The 16,940-nt window shown below is 62.4% G+C and carries 17 protein-coding genes and 1 riboswitch; of the genes, 12 read left to right on the forward strand and 5 right to left on the reverse strand.

The genetic code is table 11. The annotated features are described in order from the left end of the window. Positions 1–100: 100 nt before the first annotated feature. A complete protein-coding gene (locus tag NKI70_RS22780) occupies positions 101–511 on the forward strand; it encodes a tellurite resistance TerB family protein (RefSeq protein ID WP_023677339.1) in 411 nt (136 codons plus the stop codon). A gap of 14 nt (positions 512–525) precedes the next feature. Here the strand turns inward: NKI70_RS22780 and NKI70_RS22785 are convergent, their stop codons facing one another. Further along, positions 526–1,377 (reverse strand): ABC transporter substrate-binding protein, encoded by an 852-nt coding sequence (locus NKI70_RS22785; RefSeq protein WP_352570366.1) that lies wholly within the window; start codon positions 1,375–1,377, stop codon positions 526–528. A 271-nt stretch (positions 1,378–1,648) separates the two neighbouring features. Between NKI70_RS22785 and NKI70_RS22790 the strand changes: the two genes are divergently transcribed. From NKI70_RS22790 to NKI70_RS22800, 3 genes are all read left to right on the forward strand, one after another. Next, a complete protein-coding gene (locus NKI70_RS22790; protein WP_023677341.1) occupies positions 1,649–2,380 on the forward strand; it encodes a helix-turn-helix transcriptional regulator in 732 nt (243 codons plus the stop codon). Between the two features lie 97 nt (positions 2,381–2,477). Then, positions 2,478–3,116, forward strand: coding sequence for an acyl-homoserine-lactone synthase (locus NKI70_RS22795; protein WP_023677342.1), 639 nt, complete (start codon positions 2,478–2,480; stop codon positions 3,114–3,116). A 15-nt stretch (positions 3,117–3,131) separates the two neighbouring features. Continuing rightward, positions 3,132–3,881, forward strand: coding sequence for an enoyl-CoA hydratase-related protein (locus NKI70_RS22800; protein WP_352570367.1), 750 nt, complete (start codon positions 3,132–3,134; stop codon positions 3,879–3,881). Positions 3,882–3,905: 24 nt separating this feature from the next. Here NKI70_RS22800 and ppk2 read toward each other — a convergent pair whose 3' ends face one another. Next, positions 3,906–4,808: a polyphosphate kinase 2 gene (gene ppk2 / locus NKI70_RS22805; protein WP_352724916.1), complete on the reverse strand. Its 903-nt coding sequence runs from the start codon at positions 4,806–4,808 to the stop codon at positions 3,906–3,908. A gap of 197 nt (positions 4,809–5,005) precedes the next feature. Between ppk2 and NKI70_RS22810 the strand changes: the two genes are divergently transcribed. From NKI70_RS22810 to NKI70_RS22820, 3 genes are all read left to right on the forward strand, one after another. After that, on the forward strand, positions 5,006–6,268 hold the full coding sequence (locus tag NKI70_RS22810; protein ID WP_352570369.1) for a sensor histidine kinase: 1,263 nt from the start codon (positions 5,006–5,008) through the stop codon (positions 6,266–6,268). Between the two features lie 117 nt (positions 6,269–6,385). Next, the gene (gene phoU, locus NKI70_RS22815; RefSeq protein ID WP_023677346.1) at positions 6,386–7,111 is read left to right on the forward strand and encodes a phosphate signaling complex protein PhoU; all 726 of its coding nucleotides are present in this window, start codon (positions 6,386–6,388) and stop codon (positions 7,109–7,111) included. 116 nt (positions 7,112–7,227) lie between these two features. Beyond that, complete coding sequence (locus tag NKI70_RS22820; protein ID WP_023677347.1) at positions 7,228–8,235, forward strand: magnesium and cobalt transport protein CorA; 1,008 nt, start codon at positions 7,228–7,230, stop codon at positions 8,233–8,235. Between the two features lie 126 nt (positions 8,236–8,361). Here NKI70_RS22820 and NKI70_RS22825 read toward each other — a convergent pair whose 3' ends face one another. Then, positions 8,362–8,886 (reverse strand): GcrA family cell cycle regulator, encoded by a 525-nt coding sequence (locus NKI70_RS22825; protein ID WP_023677348.1) that lies wholly within the window; start codon positions 8,884–8,886, stop codon positions 8,362–8,364. Positions 8,887–9,241: 355 nt separating this feature from the next. On the opposite strand from NKI70_RS22825, the gene NKI70_RS22830 reads away from it, so the two are divergent. The 3 genes from NKI70_RS22830 (at position 9,242) to NKI70_RS22840 (ending at position 12,540) form a co-directional block, all read left to right on the forward strand. Next, a complete protein-coding gene (locus NKI70_RS22830; protein WP_023677349.1) occupies positions 9,242–10,441 on the forward strand; it encodes an aspartate aminotransferase family protein in 1,200 nt (399 codons plus the stop codon). Between the two features lie 14 nt (positions 10,442–10,455). Continuing rightward, complete coding sequence (gene argF, locus NKI70_RS22835) at positions 10,456–11,367, forward strand: ornithine carbamoyltransferase (RefSeq protein ID WP_031211966.1); 912 nt, start codon at positions 10,456–10,458, stop codon at positions 11,365–11,367. Between the two features lie 162 nt (positions 11,368–11,529). Continuing rightward, positions 11,530–12,540, forward strand: coding sequence for an Hsp33 family molecular chaperone (locus NKI70_RS22840; protein ID WP_023677351.1), 1,011 nt, complete (start codon positions 11,530–11,532; stop codon positions 12,538–12,540). 6 nt (positions 12,541–12,546) lie between these two features. Here NKI70_RS22840 and apaG read toward each other — a convergent pair whose 3' ends face one another. Next, positions 12,547–12,939 (reverse strand): Co2+/Mg2+ efflux facilitator ApaG/CorD, encoded by a 393-nt coding sequence (apaG, locus tag NKI70_RS22845; protein WP_023677352.1) that lies wholly within the window; start codon positions 12,937–12,939, stop codon positions 12,547–12,549. A 226-nt stretch (positions 12,940–13,165) separates the two neighbouring features. Between apaG and NKI70_RS22850 the strand changes: the two genes are divergently transcribed. Next, positions 13,166–14,320, forward strand: coding sequence for a glycosyltransferase (locus NKI70_RS22850; RefSeq protein WP_352621865.1), 1,155 nt, complete (start codon positions 13,166–13,168; stop codon positions 14,318–14,320). Positions 14,321–14,356: 36 nt separating this feature from the next. On the opposite strand, the gene NKI70_RS22855 is transcribed toward NKI70_RS22850, so the two are convergent. Beyond that, the gene (locus tag NKI70_RS22855) at positions 14,357–15,547 is read right to left on the reverse strand and encodes an O-succinylhomoserine sulfhydrylase (protein WP_352457731.1); all 1,191 of its coding nucleotides are present in this window, start codon (positions 15,545–15,547) and stop codon (positions 14,357–14,359) included. A gap of 69 nt (positions 15,548–15,616) precedes the next feature. Then, positions 15,617–15,694: riboswitch (SAM riboswitch) on the reverse strand. 135 nt (positions 15,695–15,829) lie between these two features. On the opposite strand from NKI70_RS22855, the gene NKI70_RS22860 reads away from it, so the two are divergent. Continuing rightward, complete coding sequence (locus tag NKI70_RS22860; protein WP_352698137.1) at positions 15,830–16,924, forward strand: 2'-deoxycytidine 5'-triphosphate deaminase; 1,095 nt, start codon at positions 15,830–15,832, stop codon at positions 16,922–16,924. Positions 16,925–16,940 lie beyond the last annotated feature (16 nt).

A 16,940-nucleotide genomic window follows, 5' to 3' on the forward strand; every position in this document is an offset into this window, starting at 1 on the left:
AAGTTCCAAGGCGTGATCGGAGCGCCAACGATCGCGGCTGTTTTTCCTTGCGGCGCCGGTCCCTCGTTCCTAACTTCGGGACCGTCTCAAGGAGTTGTAAATGCCATTGTCGCCACACGAAGCCATGATCTACCTGATGGTCATCACCTCGGCGTCAGACCGCGACATGACCGACGTCGAACTGGCGCGGATCGGCGACGTCGTTCGATCCTGGCCGGTGTTTGAGGATTTCAACCAGGAGCGGCTGGTCGAGGTCGCCCAGGCCTGCCAGAAAATGCTGCATGAAAAGGATGGGCTGGAGGGCGTCCTGGCGCGCGTCGCCGAGGCGCTGCCCGAACGCCTGCGTGACACCGCCTATGCCGCCGCCTTCGAGGTCGCAGCTGTCGATCTCGAAATGCGCCTGGAGGAGGTGCGCGTCCTGCAGCTCGTCCGCCGGGAACTCGACCTCGATGCGCTGACGGTCGCCGCCATTGCGCGAGCCGCCAAGGCCCGCCTTCGCACGCTGACCTGAGCCGGCGGCCAAGCTCAGAAAAAACTGACGGGAAAATAGCGCAGATAGAACTCGGCGAACGTGCCTTTCACCGAGATTTCCTGCAGCGCGTAGTCGAAAGCGGCGGCCAGTGCCGGATCGTCGGCCCTGGTGGCGATTGCCATGCCTGAGCCGAGATATTCGGGCGCCAGATAGGGGCCGCCGGCAAAGCGGCAGCAGCCCGCTGCATCCGAACCGCCGAGCCAGAAGGCGAAACGCATGCCGTCGCCGAAGGCGGCGTCGATCTTGCCGGCTTTCAGCTCGCCATAAAGCTCCTCCGGCTTTGCGAACGGGACGATTTGGACGTCGCCGAAATAATCGCGCAGCATCCGCTCGTGCGCGGAGCCGGCGATCACGCCGACACGCTTGCTGCGCAGCTTGTCGAACATTGGTTCGGTCAGCGCCTGTGTCTTCAGCATGATGAAGCGTGCCGGAAATTGCAGGTAGGAGCGTGAAAATGCGTATTTCGACCGCGACTCCGGCGTCGCGGCGATGCCGGCAATGATCGCTTCGCCCTCGCCTTTCCCGAGCGCACCTTCGAGCTCGGCCCAGGGCAGCGCCTGGATCTGGCATTTTTCGGCAATGCCGAGCTCGGCGCAGATGGCGCGCGCCAGGTCGACATGGAAGCCCGACAGCCGGCCTGCCCCATCGAGGAAATTGAACGGCGGGAAATCCGTGGTGGTCAGGAATCGCAGCCGCGGCAGCATCGAAAGGTCCGGCTTTGGCAGCCGCTCCTTGGCGTCCCAGAACACCGGCACCTGCGGCTCCGCGGCGAGCGCAGCAGCCGCAAGCGATTGCGCTCCGATCAATATCAAGATCAATGAAATGGATATGCGCCGAAACGCCACGCGACGACTCCGTCCGGTCTTGCCCCGCCTTTCGTACGAAATAACACAGGTTTTTGTACGAAAAAAACACAGGTACGACGGTTTTTGGTTTCATCATTGCAATTTAGGGATATTGTTTAGTGAGTTTGCAAGTGACTGCGTGATGCCGGCTGAAGAGGAGCAGTAGGACGCACAGGGGAGGCAGCTTTGCAGTCCGGGGTTGATGGCGTGGTGCGGGTTGATCACTGCCATTGGCCTCAAGAGCGGAAGGCAACATGGGGTAGATGTTGCGATGGGTCATTTCGATCGTACGCTGGAGTTGATAGATCAGTTGCAGCACGCCGGCACAGCCGCCGCCGTCTGCGAAAAGCTGCTGGGGGTAACAAGCGGGTTCGGGCTGACGGCGCTGATGGCCGGGACGGTTCCGCAACCTGGCACGCCGAGAAACCAGCAAAAGGACCATGTGCTGCTCTGCGACTGGCCGGCTGAATGGCTTGAGCGCTACGTCGCGCGCAACTACGTCGATCACGACCCCGTCGTCAGCCACATGAAGCAGCTTCAAGCGCCATTCCAGTGGCGGGAAGCATCTCAGGGCATCCGCATCGGCAAGAGCGGCGGCGAGGTGATGGGCGATGCCGGCGAATTCAAGCTGCGCGACGGGTTGGCCTTCCCGCTAATCACGCTCGATGGCCAGATCGTCATGGTGTCGCTAGGCGGCGAGGCTGTCGAATTGTCGAGTGCCGAGTTCGGGTTGGTGTCGCTGGTCTCGACTTATGCGATTGGCCGCGCAATGCAGCTCCACACCATGGCGGGCAAAACCATCGATCATGTCGAATTAACGCCGCGTGAGCGCGAATGCCTGCAATGGGCTGCTGTTGGCAAGTCCGAATGGGAGATTTCACAAATTCTCGGCATTTCGGAACACACGTCAGAGAAACACCTTCTTAACGCCAAAAGCAAACTCGGTGCCGTCAACCGGGTCCAGGCCGTCGCGGAAGCGATAAGGCGCGGCTATATTAACTAGGTCGGCCGCGCCGGCCTAGAAATTCTTGCTTGCGTGATCGCGTAATTTTTTTGGGAAAGCACGGCCGTATCTTCCTATTGAAACTAGGAGACGGCAAATGCTTTTTTCCCTCACGACCCAGGAATTGATGGAACGGCCCGACCTCTGGGAGGCAGTTCATCGTTTGCGTTACAGAGTTTTCGTCGAAGAGATGGGATGGACCGATCTGCAGCGCCCTGATGGCCTCGAGATCGATCAATTCGACCACGACGAGGCAGTGCACCAGATCGTCATCCGCAATGGCGAGCTCGCCGGTTATCAGCGGATGTTGCCGACGACCCGGGCACATCTTCTAACCGATGTGCTGGCGGACCTTTATGAGGGAACCCCACCGTCGGGCCCGAATGTCTATGAACTGACCCGCTATGCGGTTGCGCCGGGATTCCGCGACGGTCGGCGCGGCGTGTCGACGGTCGGCACCGAGCTGATCGCCGGCTTCGTCGAGTGGGGTCTGAAGCGCAACGTCAATCAGGTGATCATCGAATTCGAGCCGATGTGGGTGCTTCGCGCGCTGCAGCTGCATTTCCTGGCAACGCCGCTCGGTTACCAGCGTACCTATGGCAACCAGCAGGTGGTTGCCACACTGCTCACCTTCAACGAGCACACGCTCGACGTGGTGCGTTCGCGCCGCAACCATTTTGCGCCGGTGCTGGCCAGAGGGTACCCGGACATGCTCGGACAGAGACGCGCCTCGTGAGATTGGAGAGAGGCCATGAACGTTCACGCAAAAGCAGAATTCCGCAATCACACGCTGATCGTCACGGTATCGTCGGGTGACGGCCGCCCGGTGCTGGACAGGCGGGCCTATGAAAGCCTGGCCAGGACATTCCACGAAGCCGCTGTCGACGACGACGTCCGCGTCGTGGTCCTGCGCGGCTTGGCCGGGTGCTTCTGCCTCGGTGCCGATTTCTCCGAATTTCTCGACGCCACCAAACATCGGCGACTGATCGCCGCCGTCACCGATATGTTCCGCACGCTGGCGACGTTCCCGAAACCGGTCCTTGCCTGTGTCGACGGCGACGCCGTCGGCGTCGGTTGCACCATCCTGTTCCACTGCGACATGGTGATCGCCTCGAGCAAGAGCACGTTTCGGGTGCCGTTCGTCGATTTCGGCCTGGTGCCGGACGCGGCGACCAGCATTCTGGCGCCGCAGAAGCTCGGCTATGCCGGGGCGTTCCGCTTCTTCTGCCTGGGCGACACGCTCGCCGCCGAAGATGCCAGGGCACTGGGCCTTGTCGGCGAGATCGTGACGGACGGCAGCGTCGAGGAAGCCACGTTGGCAAGAGCCAGGCAACTCGCCAAGAAGCCTGTCGCGGCGCTGCTACAGACGCGCGACCTGCTTAGGGGCGACACCGGCGCGCTCTGCGACCGCATCGACCAGGAGATCTCGCTTTTCCAGCAGGCGCTGCAGGACGACACCACGCTGAAGCGACTGCAGCGGATTGCCCGGCTGGCGGCATGAGAGCCGCGTATCGATGAGGTGAGCTTATTTTTCGAGGAAAGTCGGCCCTTCGCCGATGATCTTCTTGTCCTCCTTGCCGATGACGTCGAGGTCGCGGCCGTCATAGGGAAGCGAAAGGAGAATGCGCTGCATCACGGCCAGCCGCGCGCGCCGTTTGTCGTTCGCCCGCACAATGATCCAGGGCGCGAACTCCTTGTGCGTGCGCTCGACCATCAGGTCGCGCGCTTTGGTGTATTCGTCCCATTTGGTGATGCCGGCGATGTCGATTGGCGAAAACTTCCAGCTCTTCAGCGGGCTCCAGCGGCGGTCGTGGAATCGCTCGAGCTGCGTTTCCCGGCCGATGTTCAGCCAGAATTTGAAGAAATGTATGCCCTCGTTGCGGATCATCCGCTCGAAATGCGGAACCTCGTTCAGAAATTGCTCGTGCTGCTCGGGCGTGCAGAATCCCATCACCGGTTCAACGCCGGCGCGGTTATACCAGGAGCGGTCGAAGGTGACGAATTCGCCCGACGTCGGGAAGTGGTCGACGTAGCGCTGGAAGTACCATTGTCCAAGCTCGGTGGGCGTTGGCTTGGTCAGCGCCACGTTGCGCGCCGTGCGAGGGTTCAGATACTGGCGCAAAACGAAGATCGTGCCGCCCTTGCCGGCAGCGTCGCGCCCCTCGAACAGCGACATTGCCCGCTTGCCCGTCGACCGCAGCCACGCCTGCGCCTTGACCAGCTCGATCTGCAGCTTCTCTAGCCTCTCGTCATACTCCTCGCTCTTCATCTTCTTGTCGTAAGGGTAACCGCCGGCGGTGAGCTTGCGGTCCTCGACCCAGTCGGGAAGCGCGGGGGCCTCGATGTCGAACGCCCTCTCCTTGCCGTCGATCATGATCTTCAGCGGCCCCGATGAGGGTGCGGCGGGGCTTTCCTTAGCGTTTTTCATCGAGGCGAACCTTTCCAGCTTCCGGACTCGTGCTATTGGGAGCCTTACTGCATCGGCCCGAAAATCGGAATCGATTTTCGGAAAGAACGATGCAGCAGATAAAGTGGTAGAGCGTCCTTTGTGCGTCCAATTGGACGCACTGCGCTCTAGCGCCGGTCCAGCAAGAAGTTCTTGAAGTGGCCGCAGACGGAGCGCAAATGGCCGACATCGGCACAGAGCGGAGAGGCAGGGCGCAAGCCGTCGCCATGCGGCTGTGGAACAGCCGCTGGCTGCTGGCGGCCGGCCTCGTTGCAGTTCTGATGGTCTATGGTTTTGCCGGCATGTCTGGCTATGTGGTGCTGCTGGCTGGCGCCGTGCTGGTTGCCGCTGCGATGCTGCCGGCCGGCATCGCCCGCCAATCGACCGAAAATGCCGCGGCCATCGAGTCAAGCGTGCAACAACTTTCCGGCGAATATCTCGCGGCGGCGGTTGCCGATCCGCTGATCATTTTCGATCGCTCCGCCGCCATCGTCCACGCCAACGCCGCTGCCTTTGCCGCCTTCGGCGGGATTGCCCCCGGCATGTCGCTGTCGCTGAAATTCCGCGCGCCGGAAATGCAGGCCTTGCTGGATAGTATCTTGGCGGGCAACGTCGCTTCGGACAGCGTCGACTACATAGAAAAGCTGCCGGTCGAACGAGCCTATCGGGTGAGCGCGTCTTCAGTCGGCCATGCCACGGATCTCTACGTGCTGGTGTTCAAGGACCAGAGTGAGGCGCGCCGGATCGACAGAATGCGTGCCGACTTCATTGCCAATGCCAGCCACGAGCTGCGCACGCCTCTCGCCTCGATCGCCGGCTTCATCGAGACGCTGCGCGGGCCGGCCCGCAACGACCCCGCGGCGCGCGAGCAGTTCCTGCAGATCATGCAGAACCAGACCAGCCGCATGGCGCGCCTCATCGACGACCTTCTGTCGCTGTCGCGCTTGGAGATGAAGCCCTATCTCAAGCCGGGAACCGAGGTCGACCTGCGCCAGGCCATCGACAGCGTCATCGATTCGCTTGGGCCGCTCGCAAAGGAAAACGGCGTCGTCATCGAGCGTGATTTCGCGGAAGGGCCGCTCGACGTGCCCGGCGATCGGGACGAGCTTTTCCAGGTCTTCGAAAACCTGCTGGAAAACGCCTGCAAATATGGTCAGTCGGGCGGACGCGTCGTGGTGTCGATCATACGCAGCGACAGCGATCCCGAACCAGGCATCGACGTCACCATCAGGGATTTCGGCCCCGGCATCCCCGAAGAGCACATCCCGCGCATCACCGAGCGCTTCTACCGCATCGACGTCGAGAACAGCCGAACCCAGAAGGGCACCGGCCTTGGCCTGTCCATCGTCAAGCATATCCTGACCCGCCACAACGCCAGACTCTCCATCAGGTCGGAGGTCGGCAAGGGTGCGGCGTTCACGGTCCATTTGCCGGCTCGCTAACGTAGTACTATCTCTAGCACATAATGGGCCGTTTCTTTTTTCTGTCATCCGGCTAGCGTATCAGCGGGGATTCGAGGGAACGACTCAACCACGAGATCCCGGGAAGGCATTTCGTCCATGCAATCCGTGCATATCGTCAGCGCCTATGACGAGGAGCTGAAATATCTGTCGAAGCGCATCGCGGCGATGGGCGGGCATGCCGAGCGCATGGTCGAGCAGGCGGTCGCGGCGCTGGTCAATGCGGATCCGGGGCTTGCCCAGAAAGTCATTCGGGACGACCTGGTTCTGGATGAGGGACAGCGCGAGATCGACGACAAGGCGATCATCATCATCGCCAAACGCCAGCCGATGGCGACGGATCTGCGCGAGATCGTCGGCGCGATCCGCATCTCGGCTGACCTCGAACGGGTAGGCGACCTCGGCAAGAACGTCGCCAAGCGGGTGGTTGCCGTCGCAGACGGGCGCCAGCCGAACAGCCTGTTCCGCGGCCTCGAGGCTTTGGCCAATCTGGCACTGACCCAGCTCAAGGAAGTACTCGACGTCTACGCGTCGCGGTCGGTGGAGAAAATCGGTTTCGTGCGCGACCGCGACGACCAGATCGACGCCATGTACACCTCTCTGTTTCGCGAATTGCTGACCTACATGATGGAAGACCCACGCAACATCACGCCCTGCACACATCTCCTGTTTTGCGCCAAGAACATCGAGCGCATCGGCGACCACGCTACCAACATCGCCGAGACGATCTACTATATCGTCACCGGCGATCAGATGCCGGCCGATCGTCCGAAGGGCGACAAGACGGACAAGATTATTCTTCCCGCAACCCAACCAGCGAAGTGAGTTCTCTCAGAACTGATGCGAATTTCGGATTCGCCACCTGACAGAAAATTGCGCTAAGCTTTCGACGCGCCGACTTCTCAGTTCCGCGATGAAGGCCCCGCCTTCAGGAGGCTGCGATGGAATACGTCCGCGAGTTTGCTCCTGCGCCGCCGATGTCGGGTATAATCGCTTGCGGCGTCTATACGGCTGGGCGGCGCATCGCCGACATTCCGATCGAGGAAGCCGGCGAATGGGCCGGGAAGCCGGGCCACGTGGTCTGGATCGGACTGCTGGAGCCCGACCGCAATTTGTTGCTGCGCGTCCAGGCGCAATTCCATCTGCATGAGCTGGCGATCGAGGACGCCGAGCATCCGCACCAGCGACCGAAGATCGAGCAATATGGTGATGCCCTGTTCATAGTTGCCCGCACGGCGCAGCTGATCGACAGCCGCGTCACCTTCGGCGAGACGCATCTGTTCGTCGGCGCGGGCTACATTGTCAGCGTTAGGCATGGCCCGTCGACCTCCTACGCGGCCGTTCGCCAGCATTGGGAAAGCTGCCCGCATTCGCTTGCCAAGGGCGAGGATTTCGTCCTCTACGCCATTCTCGATTTCATCGTCGACAACTATATGCCGGTGCTTGAGCAGATCGAAAACGAGGTCGAGGCGATCGAGGACAAGGTTCTGCTGAAACCGATGACCGGCTCCGATATCGAACGGCTTTATATGCTGCGCCGCGATCTCTTGCGCCTGCGTAATGCGGCCCTGCCGCTGGTGGAGGTCTGCCGGCGGCTCACCAGCGCCGATCTGCCGCAAATCCACACAGCCATGCACCCGCTGTTTCGCGACGTCACCGACCACATCCGCACTGTCCAGGAAAAGATCGACAGCCTGCGTGAGGTTCTCGCCTTCGCCTTCGAGGCGAGCCTTCTGGTCGGTCAAAGCCAGGAGACGGCGATCTCCAAGAAGCTTGCCTCATGGGCCGCAATCTTGGCCGTGCCGACGGCATTCGCCGGCATTTACGGCATGAATTTCAGCGACATGCCGGAACTGAGGATGGAATATGGCTACCCGGCCGTCCTGGCGGCAATTGCCCTGATCTGCACGTTTCTTTACTGGCGGTTTCGCAAGAATGGGTGGCTTTGAAGCGAGGGCAGGAGGGCAGGAGGGCAGTAGGGCAGTAGGGCAGTAGGGCAGTAGGCTATCGCTTCGGGAGCGCGCTTCTCTACAATTCACCTACTGCCGTACTGCCTTACTCCCCTATTCCCCTAACTATCTGCTCCGCCGCCGCTCCGATGCCGGCTGGAACGCCACGCGGGCGTGGTACTTGCAGTAGGGGCCGGTTTCGGCGGCGTCGTTGCCGCAGAAATGGAAGTCTTCCGAAAGCGGATCGCCGTTCGGCCATTTGCAAGTGCGCTCGTTGAGTTCGACAAGTTGCAGATGCCGCGAGATCGGCACGACGACGTTCTCGACCGGGCGGATATAGTGGCGCGCCACCGGTTCGGCATCGAACTGCGCCTTGAGCGCGGTCGCACCGATCGACATCGAGGTGGTGGCATGGCGCGTGGCGCTTGCTGCCCGGGACACCGATTTCTGGATCGTCGATCCCTGCACCGTCTTCTTCTGGCGTGCCGGTGAGGCGGTCGTGCGTCCGCGACCGGACAGTTTCAGCCGGTGCACTTTGCCGATGACCGCATTGCGGCTGACCCCGCCAAGCTGTGCGGCGATCTGGCTGGCGCTGAGGCCCTCCGACCACAATTTTCTGAGAAGTTCGACTCGCTCGTCAGTCCAGTTCATGAGACCGCGCTCCTGCTGAAACGTGCGGCAATCGGAATCCATTCCCGACCCGGCTTCTGCCGGGCAGACACCACATATATCGGGTGATTAGGTCCGCCGCACGAAATCTAGTTATTTCTCTACTACAATTACCTTATGCGCTGACTCGGTGACAAGAGTCCCAAGGCCAACACGAATCGGTTTTTTCGGTTTTCCCCAACTTGCCCGGTCGCTTATGAGCCGGCGTTATGCTGGGGGGCTTGCCGCGCGACCTTGCGCGACCTTTTCGTTGACTTCACGGCCGAAAAACACGATAAGCCACAAGGGCCGCCGCTTTGGCGGCTTTTTGATTTTTCCGGTTCCGGAGACGCATATAATGAGCGGTTCGGCGCTTTTCGAGACCTTTGTTCGCGCACCCCTGGCTTTCGACCACGGTGAAGGCACCTGGCTGGTCACCGACAAGGGCGAGCGATATCTCGATTTCGCCGGCGGCATCGCCGTGAATTCGTTGGGCTACAGCCATCCGCATCTGGTCGCGGCCCTCACCGAGCAGGCCGCCAAGCTCTGGCACGTCTCCAATCTGTACGAGATTCCTGGACAGAGCCGGCTCGGCGAGCGGCTGGCCGACGCAAGCTTCGCCGACAAGGTGTTCTTCACCAATTCCGGCGCAGAGGCGCTCGAATGCGCCATCAAGACGGCGCGGCGCTACCACTTCGTCAAGGGCCATCCCGAGCGCTACCGCACAATCACCTTCGAAGGCGCCTTCCACGGCCGCACCCTGGCGACCATCGCCGCCGGCGGCCAGTACAAGTATCTGGAAGGTTTCGGCCCCAAGGTCGACGGCTTCGACCAGGTCGGCTTCGACGATGTGGATGCCGCCGAGAAGGCGATCACGCCTGAAACCGCGGCGATCCTGATCGAGCCGGTGCAAGGGGAGGGCGGCATCAGGCAAGTGCCGACGCAATCGCTGAAGCGGCTCAGGCAGCTCTGCGATCAGCACGGACTGCTCCTGATTTTCGACGAGGTCCAATGCGGCGTCGGCCGCACCGGAAAGCTGTTCGCGCATGAGTGGGCGGGTGTCACACCCGACCTCATGGCGGTGGCCAAAGGCATCGGCGGCGGCTTTCCGATGGGTGCCTGCCTCGCCACCGACGAGGCAGCGGTCGGCATGACCGCCGGCGTGCACGGCACCACCTTCGGCGGCAATCCGCTGGCAATGGCGGTCGGCAACGCCGTGCTCGACGTGGTGCTGGAAGACGGCTTTCTCGAAGACGTCCGGCGCAAGGCACTGCTGTTGAAGCAGGGGCTCGCTGGCGTCGCCGACGAATTTCCGGATGTTATCGAAAGCATCAGGGGCACCGGCCTGATGCTCGGGCTTAAATGCGCGATGCCCAACACCAAGGTCACGGTGGCACTGCGTGACCAGCATCTCTTGACGGTTCCGGCCGGCGACAACGTTATCCGCCTGCTACCGCCTCTCACCGTCACCGACGCCGAGATCCACGAAGCGCTCGAGCGCATTCGTGCCGGCGCCAAGAGCCTGGCAGATGCCATCGTCGCTGCCGCTGCGAAGTAATCCTGGAATTTCTGATGTCCCTTCGCCATTTCACCGATCTTTCCGCCGTTTCCGAAGGCGATCTGCGCTTCATGCTCGACGACGCAGCGGTGCGAAAGGCAAGGCTCAAGGCCGGCGAACGCAGCAAGCCGCTCGAAGGCAAGGTGCTGGCGATGATCTTCGACAAGCCGTCGACGCGCACGCGCGTGTCGTTCGACGTCGGTATGCGGCAGTTGGGTGGCGAGACGATCATGCTGACCGGCACCGAGATGCAGCTTGGCCGCTCGGAGACCATTGCCGACACGGCCAAGGTGCTGTCGCGCTATGTCGATGCCATCATGATCCGCACCACCTCGCATGACCGGCTGCTGGAACTGACGGAAAACGCTACGGTCCCCGTCATCAACGGGCTGACCGACGAGACCCATCCCTGCCAGCTGATGGCCGACATCATGACCTTCGAAGAGCACCGCGGTCCGGTGGCCGGTAAAACGATCGCCTGGACCGGCGACGGCAACAACGTGCTGCATTCGCTGCTGGAGGCATCCGCGCGGTTCCATTTCAAGCTGAACGTCGCCGTGCCCGAGGGCAGCGAACCGGCCCAGAAGCATGTCGACTGGTCGAAAGCCAATGGCGGCAAGCTGAAATTCAGCCGTTCGCCCGAGGAGGCCGTTCACGAGGCCGACTGCATCGTCACCGACTGCTGGGTGTCGATGGGCCAGGAGCACCGTGCCCGCGGCCACAATGTCTTCCTGCCCTATCAGGTCAATGCGGCACTGATGGCGAAAGCCAAGCCGGACGCGCTGTTCATGCACTGTCTACCGGCGCATCGCGGTGAGGAGGTTACCGACGAGGTCATCGACGGACCGCATTCGGTGGTGTTCGATGAGGCCGAGAACCGGCTCCATGCCCAGAAGGCGGTCTTGGCCTGGTGCCTGGGCGCTTGATACGAGCCGCGGTGATCCGGGCCGGCCTGATCTGCGCCGCCTTGATCTGGGCCGCCTTGATCCGGGAGTTGGTGGTGCCTATCTCAGGCGCATCACGCAAATCGAGCGCGTCTCGTCGCATGCGCCCCGGAGGGCGGCATCGCCGCGCCCCGGAGCTTTGTCATGTTGGAAACTCATCAATTGGCTGAACATAAACCCAAGCTCGGCGAATTCGGCTACGCCGGCGACGACCATGTCGTGCCGTTCGAGGTCGGCCCGCTCGACGTGCGCGGTCGCACCGTCCAGCTCGGGCCGATGCTCGATGCTATTCTCAGCCGCCACGACTATCCCGAGCCGGTCGCCCGGCTCCTGGCTGAAGCCTGTGTGTTGACGGTATTGCTCGGAACTTCGCTGAAGTTCGAGGGCAAGTTCATTCTGCAGACCCGCACCGACGGGCCGGTCGACATGCTGGTCGCGGATTTCTCCACGCCGCACGCGCTGCGCGCTTATGCCCGCTTCGATGCCGACCGGCTGCAGGCTTTGACTTCTGCCGGCGAGACGTCACCGCAGACGCTGCTCGGCAGCGGCGTCCTGGCGCTGACCATCGACCAGGGCGCTCACACACAACGCTACCAGGGCATCGTCCAGCTCGACGGCGTCACACTGGAAGATGCCGCACGCACTTATTTCCGCCAGTCGGAGCAGATTCCGACCGACCTCCGGCTTTCGGTTGCCAAGCTTCTGACGCCCGGCGTCGGCGGTGCCCGCGAGCAATGGCGGGCCGGTGGCCTGCTGGCACAATTCCTGCCGCAGTCGGCGGAGCGCATGCGCGTACCCGACCTTCCCGGTGGCGACGGCGATCCGCGTGAGGAAATCCACGACCCGACCGACAATTCCTGGCAGGAGCTGCTGGCGCTGGTTGGTACTATTGAACCGACCGAGCTGATCGATCCGACGATCGGCGCCGAACGGCTGCTTTACCGGCTTTTCCACGAGCATGGCGTCCGCGTGTTCGGCGGGGTGCCGGTCGCCGACCAGTGCTCATGCTCGAGGGAGAAGATCCACGGCATCCTCGAAGGCTTTTCCGCCGAGGAGATCAGGGACAGCACCGAGGATGGCAGCATTCACGTCGCCTGCGAATTCTGCTCGAAGCAATATGACTTCGACCCGGCGGAGTTTGCAGCGGCCGGATGACGGCCGTCAATTGACGGTGCGCCGCATTCCCGGCAAGTCGAGCGAGAAGGCGGGGATGGCGACGTCGAACGTCTCGCCCCGCTTGTTGCGCATGGTGTAGTGCCCGACCATGATGCCGGACGGCGTCGAGAGCGGGCATCCAGACGTATACTGATAGCTGTCGCCGGGGTTGAGTCCGGGTTGCTCGCCGACGACCCCGGGGCCGCGCACTTCCTCGACCTTGCCGGTGCCGTCGGTAATGTGCCAGTAGCGCGACAGAAGCTGCACGAACTCATCCGACTGATTGTCGATGGTCACCTGATATCCCCAGACATAGCGGTTTTGCGGCGGGTCGGAGTGATCCTCCAGATAGAACGGCCTGACCTGCACTTCGATGTTGCGGGTGACGGCGCTGTACATAAACTGCTCCAAAGCAATGTAGATGGAACTTCGACGCTCAGCGCAGTTTGATCAACGATGCGCGTCATCTCCTTGCCCGACTCGAGCGCAGGTGCCGAAAAACAATGTCATTTAAGTGACACATGACAATGATGGTGTGCAGGCTTGTGCCGGGCGACTCAGCGTTCTGTCGAATTGTTGAAAACGGCCGTCATGCGGCCGGCACTTCTGGAGTGACCAGATCTCGATGGAACCGACATTCGCAGCCGCCCTCCTTTCCATAGCCCTCCTTCTTTCAAATCTCGCCAGCATCCTGTTAGCTTCGCTGAAGCTGAAGCGACCAGGCAGGATCGCACCGCCCGCGGCCAACGCGCCGCCGGTATCGATCGTCATCCCGGCGCGCGGCGTCGAGCCGTTTGCCGAAGAGACGCTGGAGCGCGCCTTCTCACTCGACTGGCCGCGCTACGAACTCATCTTCTGCGTTGCCCATGCCGACGACCCGGTGGTCAAGCCGATCACCGCCGCAATGGCGCGCTTTCCAGCTATTCGCGCCCGCCTTCTAGTCGGTGACGACCGCATCAGCGGCAATCCAAAACTCAACAATTGCGTGAAGGGTTGGGAAGCGGCGCATTATAGCTGGGTCATCCTTGCCGATTCCAACGTGCTTATGCCGAGCGATTACGTCCAGCACCTGATGGCGGCGTGGCGGCACGACACTGGCCTCGTCTGCTCGACGCCGATCGGCTCGCGGCCGGACGGCTTCTGGGGGGAGGTCGAATGCGCCTTTCTCAACACGCTGCAGGCACGCTGGCAGTACGCCGGAGAGGCGCTCGGCCTCGGCTTCGCGCAGGGCAAGAGCATGTTGTGGAATAAGCCGATGCTCGACGCCAATGGCGGCATCTGCGCGCTTGCTGCCGAGATCGCCGAAGACGCCGCCGCGACCAAGCTGGTCAACGGGTTCGGACTGCGGGTCAATCTTGTCGCCTCGCCCTTCGAACAGCCGCTCGGCCGGCGCACGTTTGGCGAGATCTGGTCGCGGCAGGCGCGCTGGGCGCGGCTGCGCCGCGTCACCTTCGCGCTGTTCTTCGCCCCCGAGATCCTGATCGGCGCAGCGCCGCCGCTGGTGCTTGCGCTGATCGCGGCGGCTGACGCCGGCGTCAGCCTGCCGGCAACCGCCATCGCCGTGCTGGTCGCGGCCTACCTGCCGGAATGCGCCTTGGCCTCGGCCAAGGGATGGCACCTGTCGCTGCGCACCATCCTGGCGATGATGGCGCGAGACCTGATGCTTCCCGCCATTTGGGCGCGCGGATGGCTGAGCGGCGCCGTCGACTGGCGCGGCAATGTGATGACTATCCAGACCAAGGCCGTCGCGGAGCTGGAAGAGACCCCGTCCGGCGCCTGATCGGCGCGTCCCCGCTCGCCTCTGTTCGGCCAGCCCTTATCCGGCAACTCTCAGTGCCTGCTCGATGTCTTCGAGCAGGTCGTCGGCGTCCTCAAGGCCGACTGACAGCCTGAGCGTTCCCGGTCCGATGCCGAGCTCGGCGCGGGCTTCATCGGTCAGGTTCTTGTGTGTGGTCGTCGCCGGATGGGTGATCAGGCTCTTGGCGTCGCCGAGATTGTTGGAAATCAGCACGACGTCGAGTGCGTTCTGGAAGGCAAAGGCCGCCTGCTTGCCGCCCTTCACATCGAGGCAAATCAGCGTCGAGCCGCCCGACATCTGCTTCTGGACCACGGCCGCTTGCGGGTGGTCGGCGCGGCCGGGATAGATGACGCGGGCGATTTGCGGGCGCTCGGCCAGGAAATCCGCGATGCGGCCGGCACTTTCCGTCTGCTGGCGTACGCGTAGCGGCAGCGTCTCCAGGCCTTTCAGCAGCGTCCAGGCATTGAAGGGCGAGAGGCTTGGGCCGGTGTGGCGGAAATAGTCATGCAGGTTCTCGTCGATCCATTTCTTGTCCGACAGAACGATGCCGCCAAGACAGCGCCCCTGGCCGTCAATATGCTTCGTGGCCGAATAGACGACGATGTGGGCGCCGAGCTGCAGGGGTTTCTGCTGCAAGGGCGTAGCGAAGACATTGTCGACGATCAGCCTGGCGCCGATCGAATTGGCAAGTGCCGCGACGGCGGCAATGTCGACTACCTCCAGCGTTGGATTGGTAGGGCTTTCCAGGAAAAACAGTTTGGTGTTGGGCTTGACCGCCTTTTCCCAATTGGCGATGTCGGTGCCGTCGACCAGCGTTGCCTCAATGCCGTATTTCGGCGCCAGCGTCTCGACCACCCAGCGGCAGGAGCCGAACAGCGCGCGCGCCGCGACGATATGGTCGCCCGCCTTGGCGCTGCACAGCAGTGCTGCCGTCACCGCCGCCATGCCGGATGCCGTGGCGCGCGCGTCCTCGGCTCCTTCCAGCGCGCACATGCGTTTCTCAAACATGTCGACCGTCGGATTGGCATAGCGCGAATAGATGAAGCCCGGCTCCTCGCCCTTGAAGCGGGCCTCCGCCGCTTGCGCTGTCTCGTAGACATAGCCTTGGGTGAGATACATCGCCTCGGAGGTCTCGCCGAAGCCGGAACGCAGCGTCCCGGCATGCACGAGTGCGGTCTGAGGCTTCCAGTCGCGCTTCTTGGTCATCATTCCATCCAACACCAAAATTGGTCCAAACAACAAAAAACCGGTCGCGAAAGTCGCAACCGGTCCATATGGCCTTGCGGCCCGACGGTCCTTTAGCGACTTGTTTAACGTGGCTGCAAGCCGACCGGCCAAATCACCACGGGATAACGAGCTTTAGACCCGCGCCACGCTTGCGTCAATTGCCGGCATGATTAAGAGGGTTGTACCAAGCAGGTGCCAAAGGCGTCCACGGTCGGACCTGCGACAGAACAAGACCTCGCCCGGCGTTCGAACGGAGCCAGACCCTTGCGGCAGACAGGCATTCTTCCCGATCAGGATATTTCCGCGCTGTTCCAGACGGGCGCGCTGAAATCGCCGCGCACGCTCGATGCCGATCAGATCCAGCCGGCCAGCCTTGACCTCAGGCTCGGCGACAAGGCCTGGCGGGTGCGTGCTTCCTTCTTGCCCGGCCCGGACTACAGGGTTGTCGACAAGCTCGACCGGCTGAAGCTGCACGAGATCAACCTCGCCGAAGGTGCCGTGCTGGAAACCGGCTGCGTCTACATCGTGCCGCTGCTCGAAAGCCTGGCGCTGCCCGCGCATATTTCCGCCTCCGCCAACCCGAAAAGCTCGACCGGACGGCTCGATATCTTCACCCGGGTAATGACCGACCGTGGCCACGAGTTCGACAAGATCGCCGCCGGCTATGAAGGCCCGCTCTATCTGGAGGTCAGCCCGCGCACTTTCCCGATCGTCGTGCGGACCGGCTCGCGGCTGTCGCAGATCAGGTTCCGCACCGGCAATGCGCTCTTGTCGGAAAACGAGCTGCACGAGTTGCACCGCGCCGAAATGTTGGTCGCCACCGAACCACCCAACATCTCAGGCGGGGGCATCGCGCTATCGATCGACCTCGACGGCGACAAGGACGGGCTGGTCGGCTATCGCGGCAAGCACCACACCGGCCTGGTCGACGTCGACAAGCGCGCCGCGCAGGATGTCGTCGATTTCTGGGAGCCGCTCTACAAGAGCGGTGCCGGCGAGCTGGTGCTCGATCCGGACGAATTCTATATCCTGGTGTCGCGCGAGGCGGTGCATGTGCCGCCGCTCTACGCGGCCGAAATGACGCCCTTCGATCCGCTGGTCGGCGAGTTCCGCGTCCATTATGCCGGTTTCTTCGACCCGGGTTTCGGCCATTCGGCGTCGGGCGGCACCGGCAGCCGGGCGGTGCTCGAGGTGCGTAGCCACGAAGTGCCGTTCATCCTCGACCACGGCCAGATCGTCGGACGGTTGGTCTACGAGCACATGCTGAAACGGCCGCAGGCACTCTACGGAACAGATCTAGGCTCGAACTATCAGGCGCAGGGTCTGAAATTGTCCAAGCATTTCCGCGCCGCGCGCTGAGGTTGTTCGCAAGCCG

The organism is Mesorhizobium sp. M0500 (assembly GCF_040321165.1).
Classification (GTDB): domain Bacteria; phylum Pseudomonadota; class Alphaproteobacteria; order Rhizobiales; family Rhizobiaceae; genus Mesorhizobium.

Bases quoted from the DNA above. Each gene is read 5' to 3' on its own strand.
- NKI70_RS22780 (WP_023677339.1), top strand. From the start codon at position 101: ATGCCATTGTCGCCACACGAAGCCATGATCTACCTGATGGTCATCACC.
- NKI70_RS22790 (WP_023677341.1), top strand. From the start codon at position 1,649: ATGGGTCATTTCGATCGTACGCTGGAGTTGATAGATCAGTTGCAGCAC.
- NKI70_RS22795 (WP_023677342.1), top strand. From the start codon at position 2,478: ATGCTTTTTTCCCTCACGACCCAGGAATTGATGGAACGGCCCGACCTC.
- NKI70_RS22800 (WP_352570367.1), top strand. From the start codon at position 3,132: ATGAACGTTCACGCAAAAGCAGAATTCCGCAATCACACGCTGATCGTC.
- ppk2 (WP_352724916.1), bottom strand. From the start codon at position 4,808: ATGAAAAACGCTAAGGAAAGCCCCGCCGCACCCTCATCGGGGCCGCTG.
- NKI70_RS22810 (WP_352570369.1), top strand. From the start codon at position 5,006: ATGGCCGACATCGGCACAGAGCGGAGAGGCAGGGCGCAAGCCGTCGCC.
- phoU (WP_023677346.1), top strand. From the start codon at position 6,386: ATGCAATCCGTGCATATCGTCAGCGCCTATGACGAGGAGCTGAAATAT.
- NKI70_RS22820 (WP_023677347.1), top strand. From the start codon at position 7,228: ATGGAATACGTCCGCGAGTTTGCTCCTGCGCCGCCGATGTCGGGTATA.
- NKI70_RS22825 (WP_023677348.1), bottom strand. From the start codon at position 8,886: ATGAACTGGACTGACGAGCGAGTCGAACTTCTCAGAAAATTGTGGTCG.
- NKI70_RS22830 (WP_023677349.1), top strand. From the start codon at position 9,242: ATGAGCGGTTCGGCGCTTTTCGAGACCTTTGTTCGCGCACCCCTGGCT.
- argF (WP_031211966.1), top strand. From the start codon at position 10,456: ATGTCCCTTCGCCATTTCACCGATCTTTCCGCCGTTTCCGAAGGCGAT.
- NKI70_RS22840 (WP_023677351.1), top strand. From the start codon at position 11,530: ATGTTGGAAACTCATCAATTGGCTGAACATAAACCCAAGCTCGGCGAA.
- apaG (WP_023677352.1), bottom strand. From the start codon at position 12,939: ATGTACAGCGCCGTCACCCGCAACATCGAAGTGCAGGTCAGGCCGTTC.
- NKI70_RS22850 (WP_352621865.1), top strand. From the start codon at position 13,166: ATGGAACCGACATTCGCAGCCGCCCTCCTTTCCATAGCCCTCCTTCTT.
- NKI70_RS22855 (WP_352457731.1), bottom strand. From the start codon at position 15,547: ATGATGACCAAGAAGCGCGACTGGAAGCCTCAGACCGCACTCGTGCAT.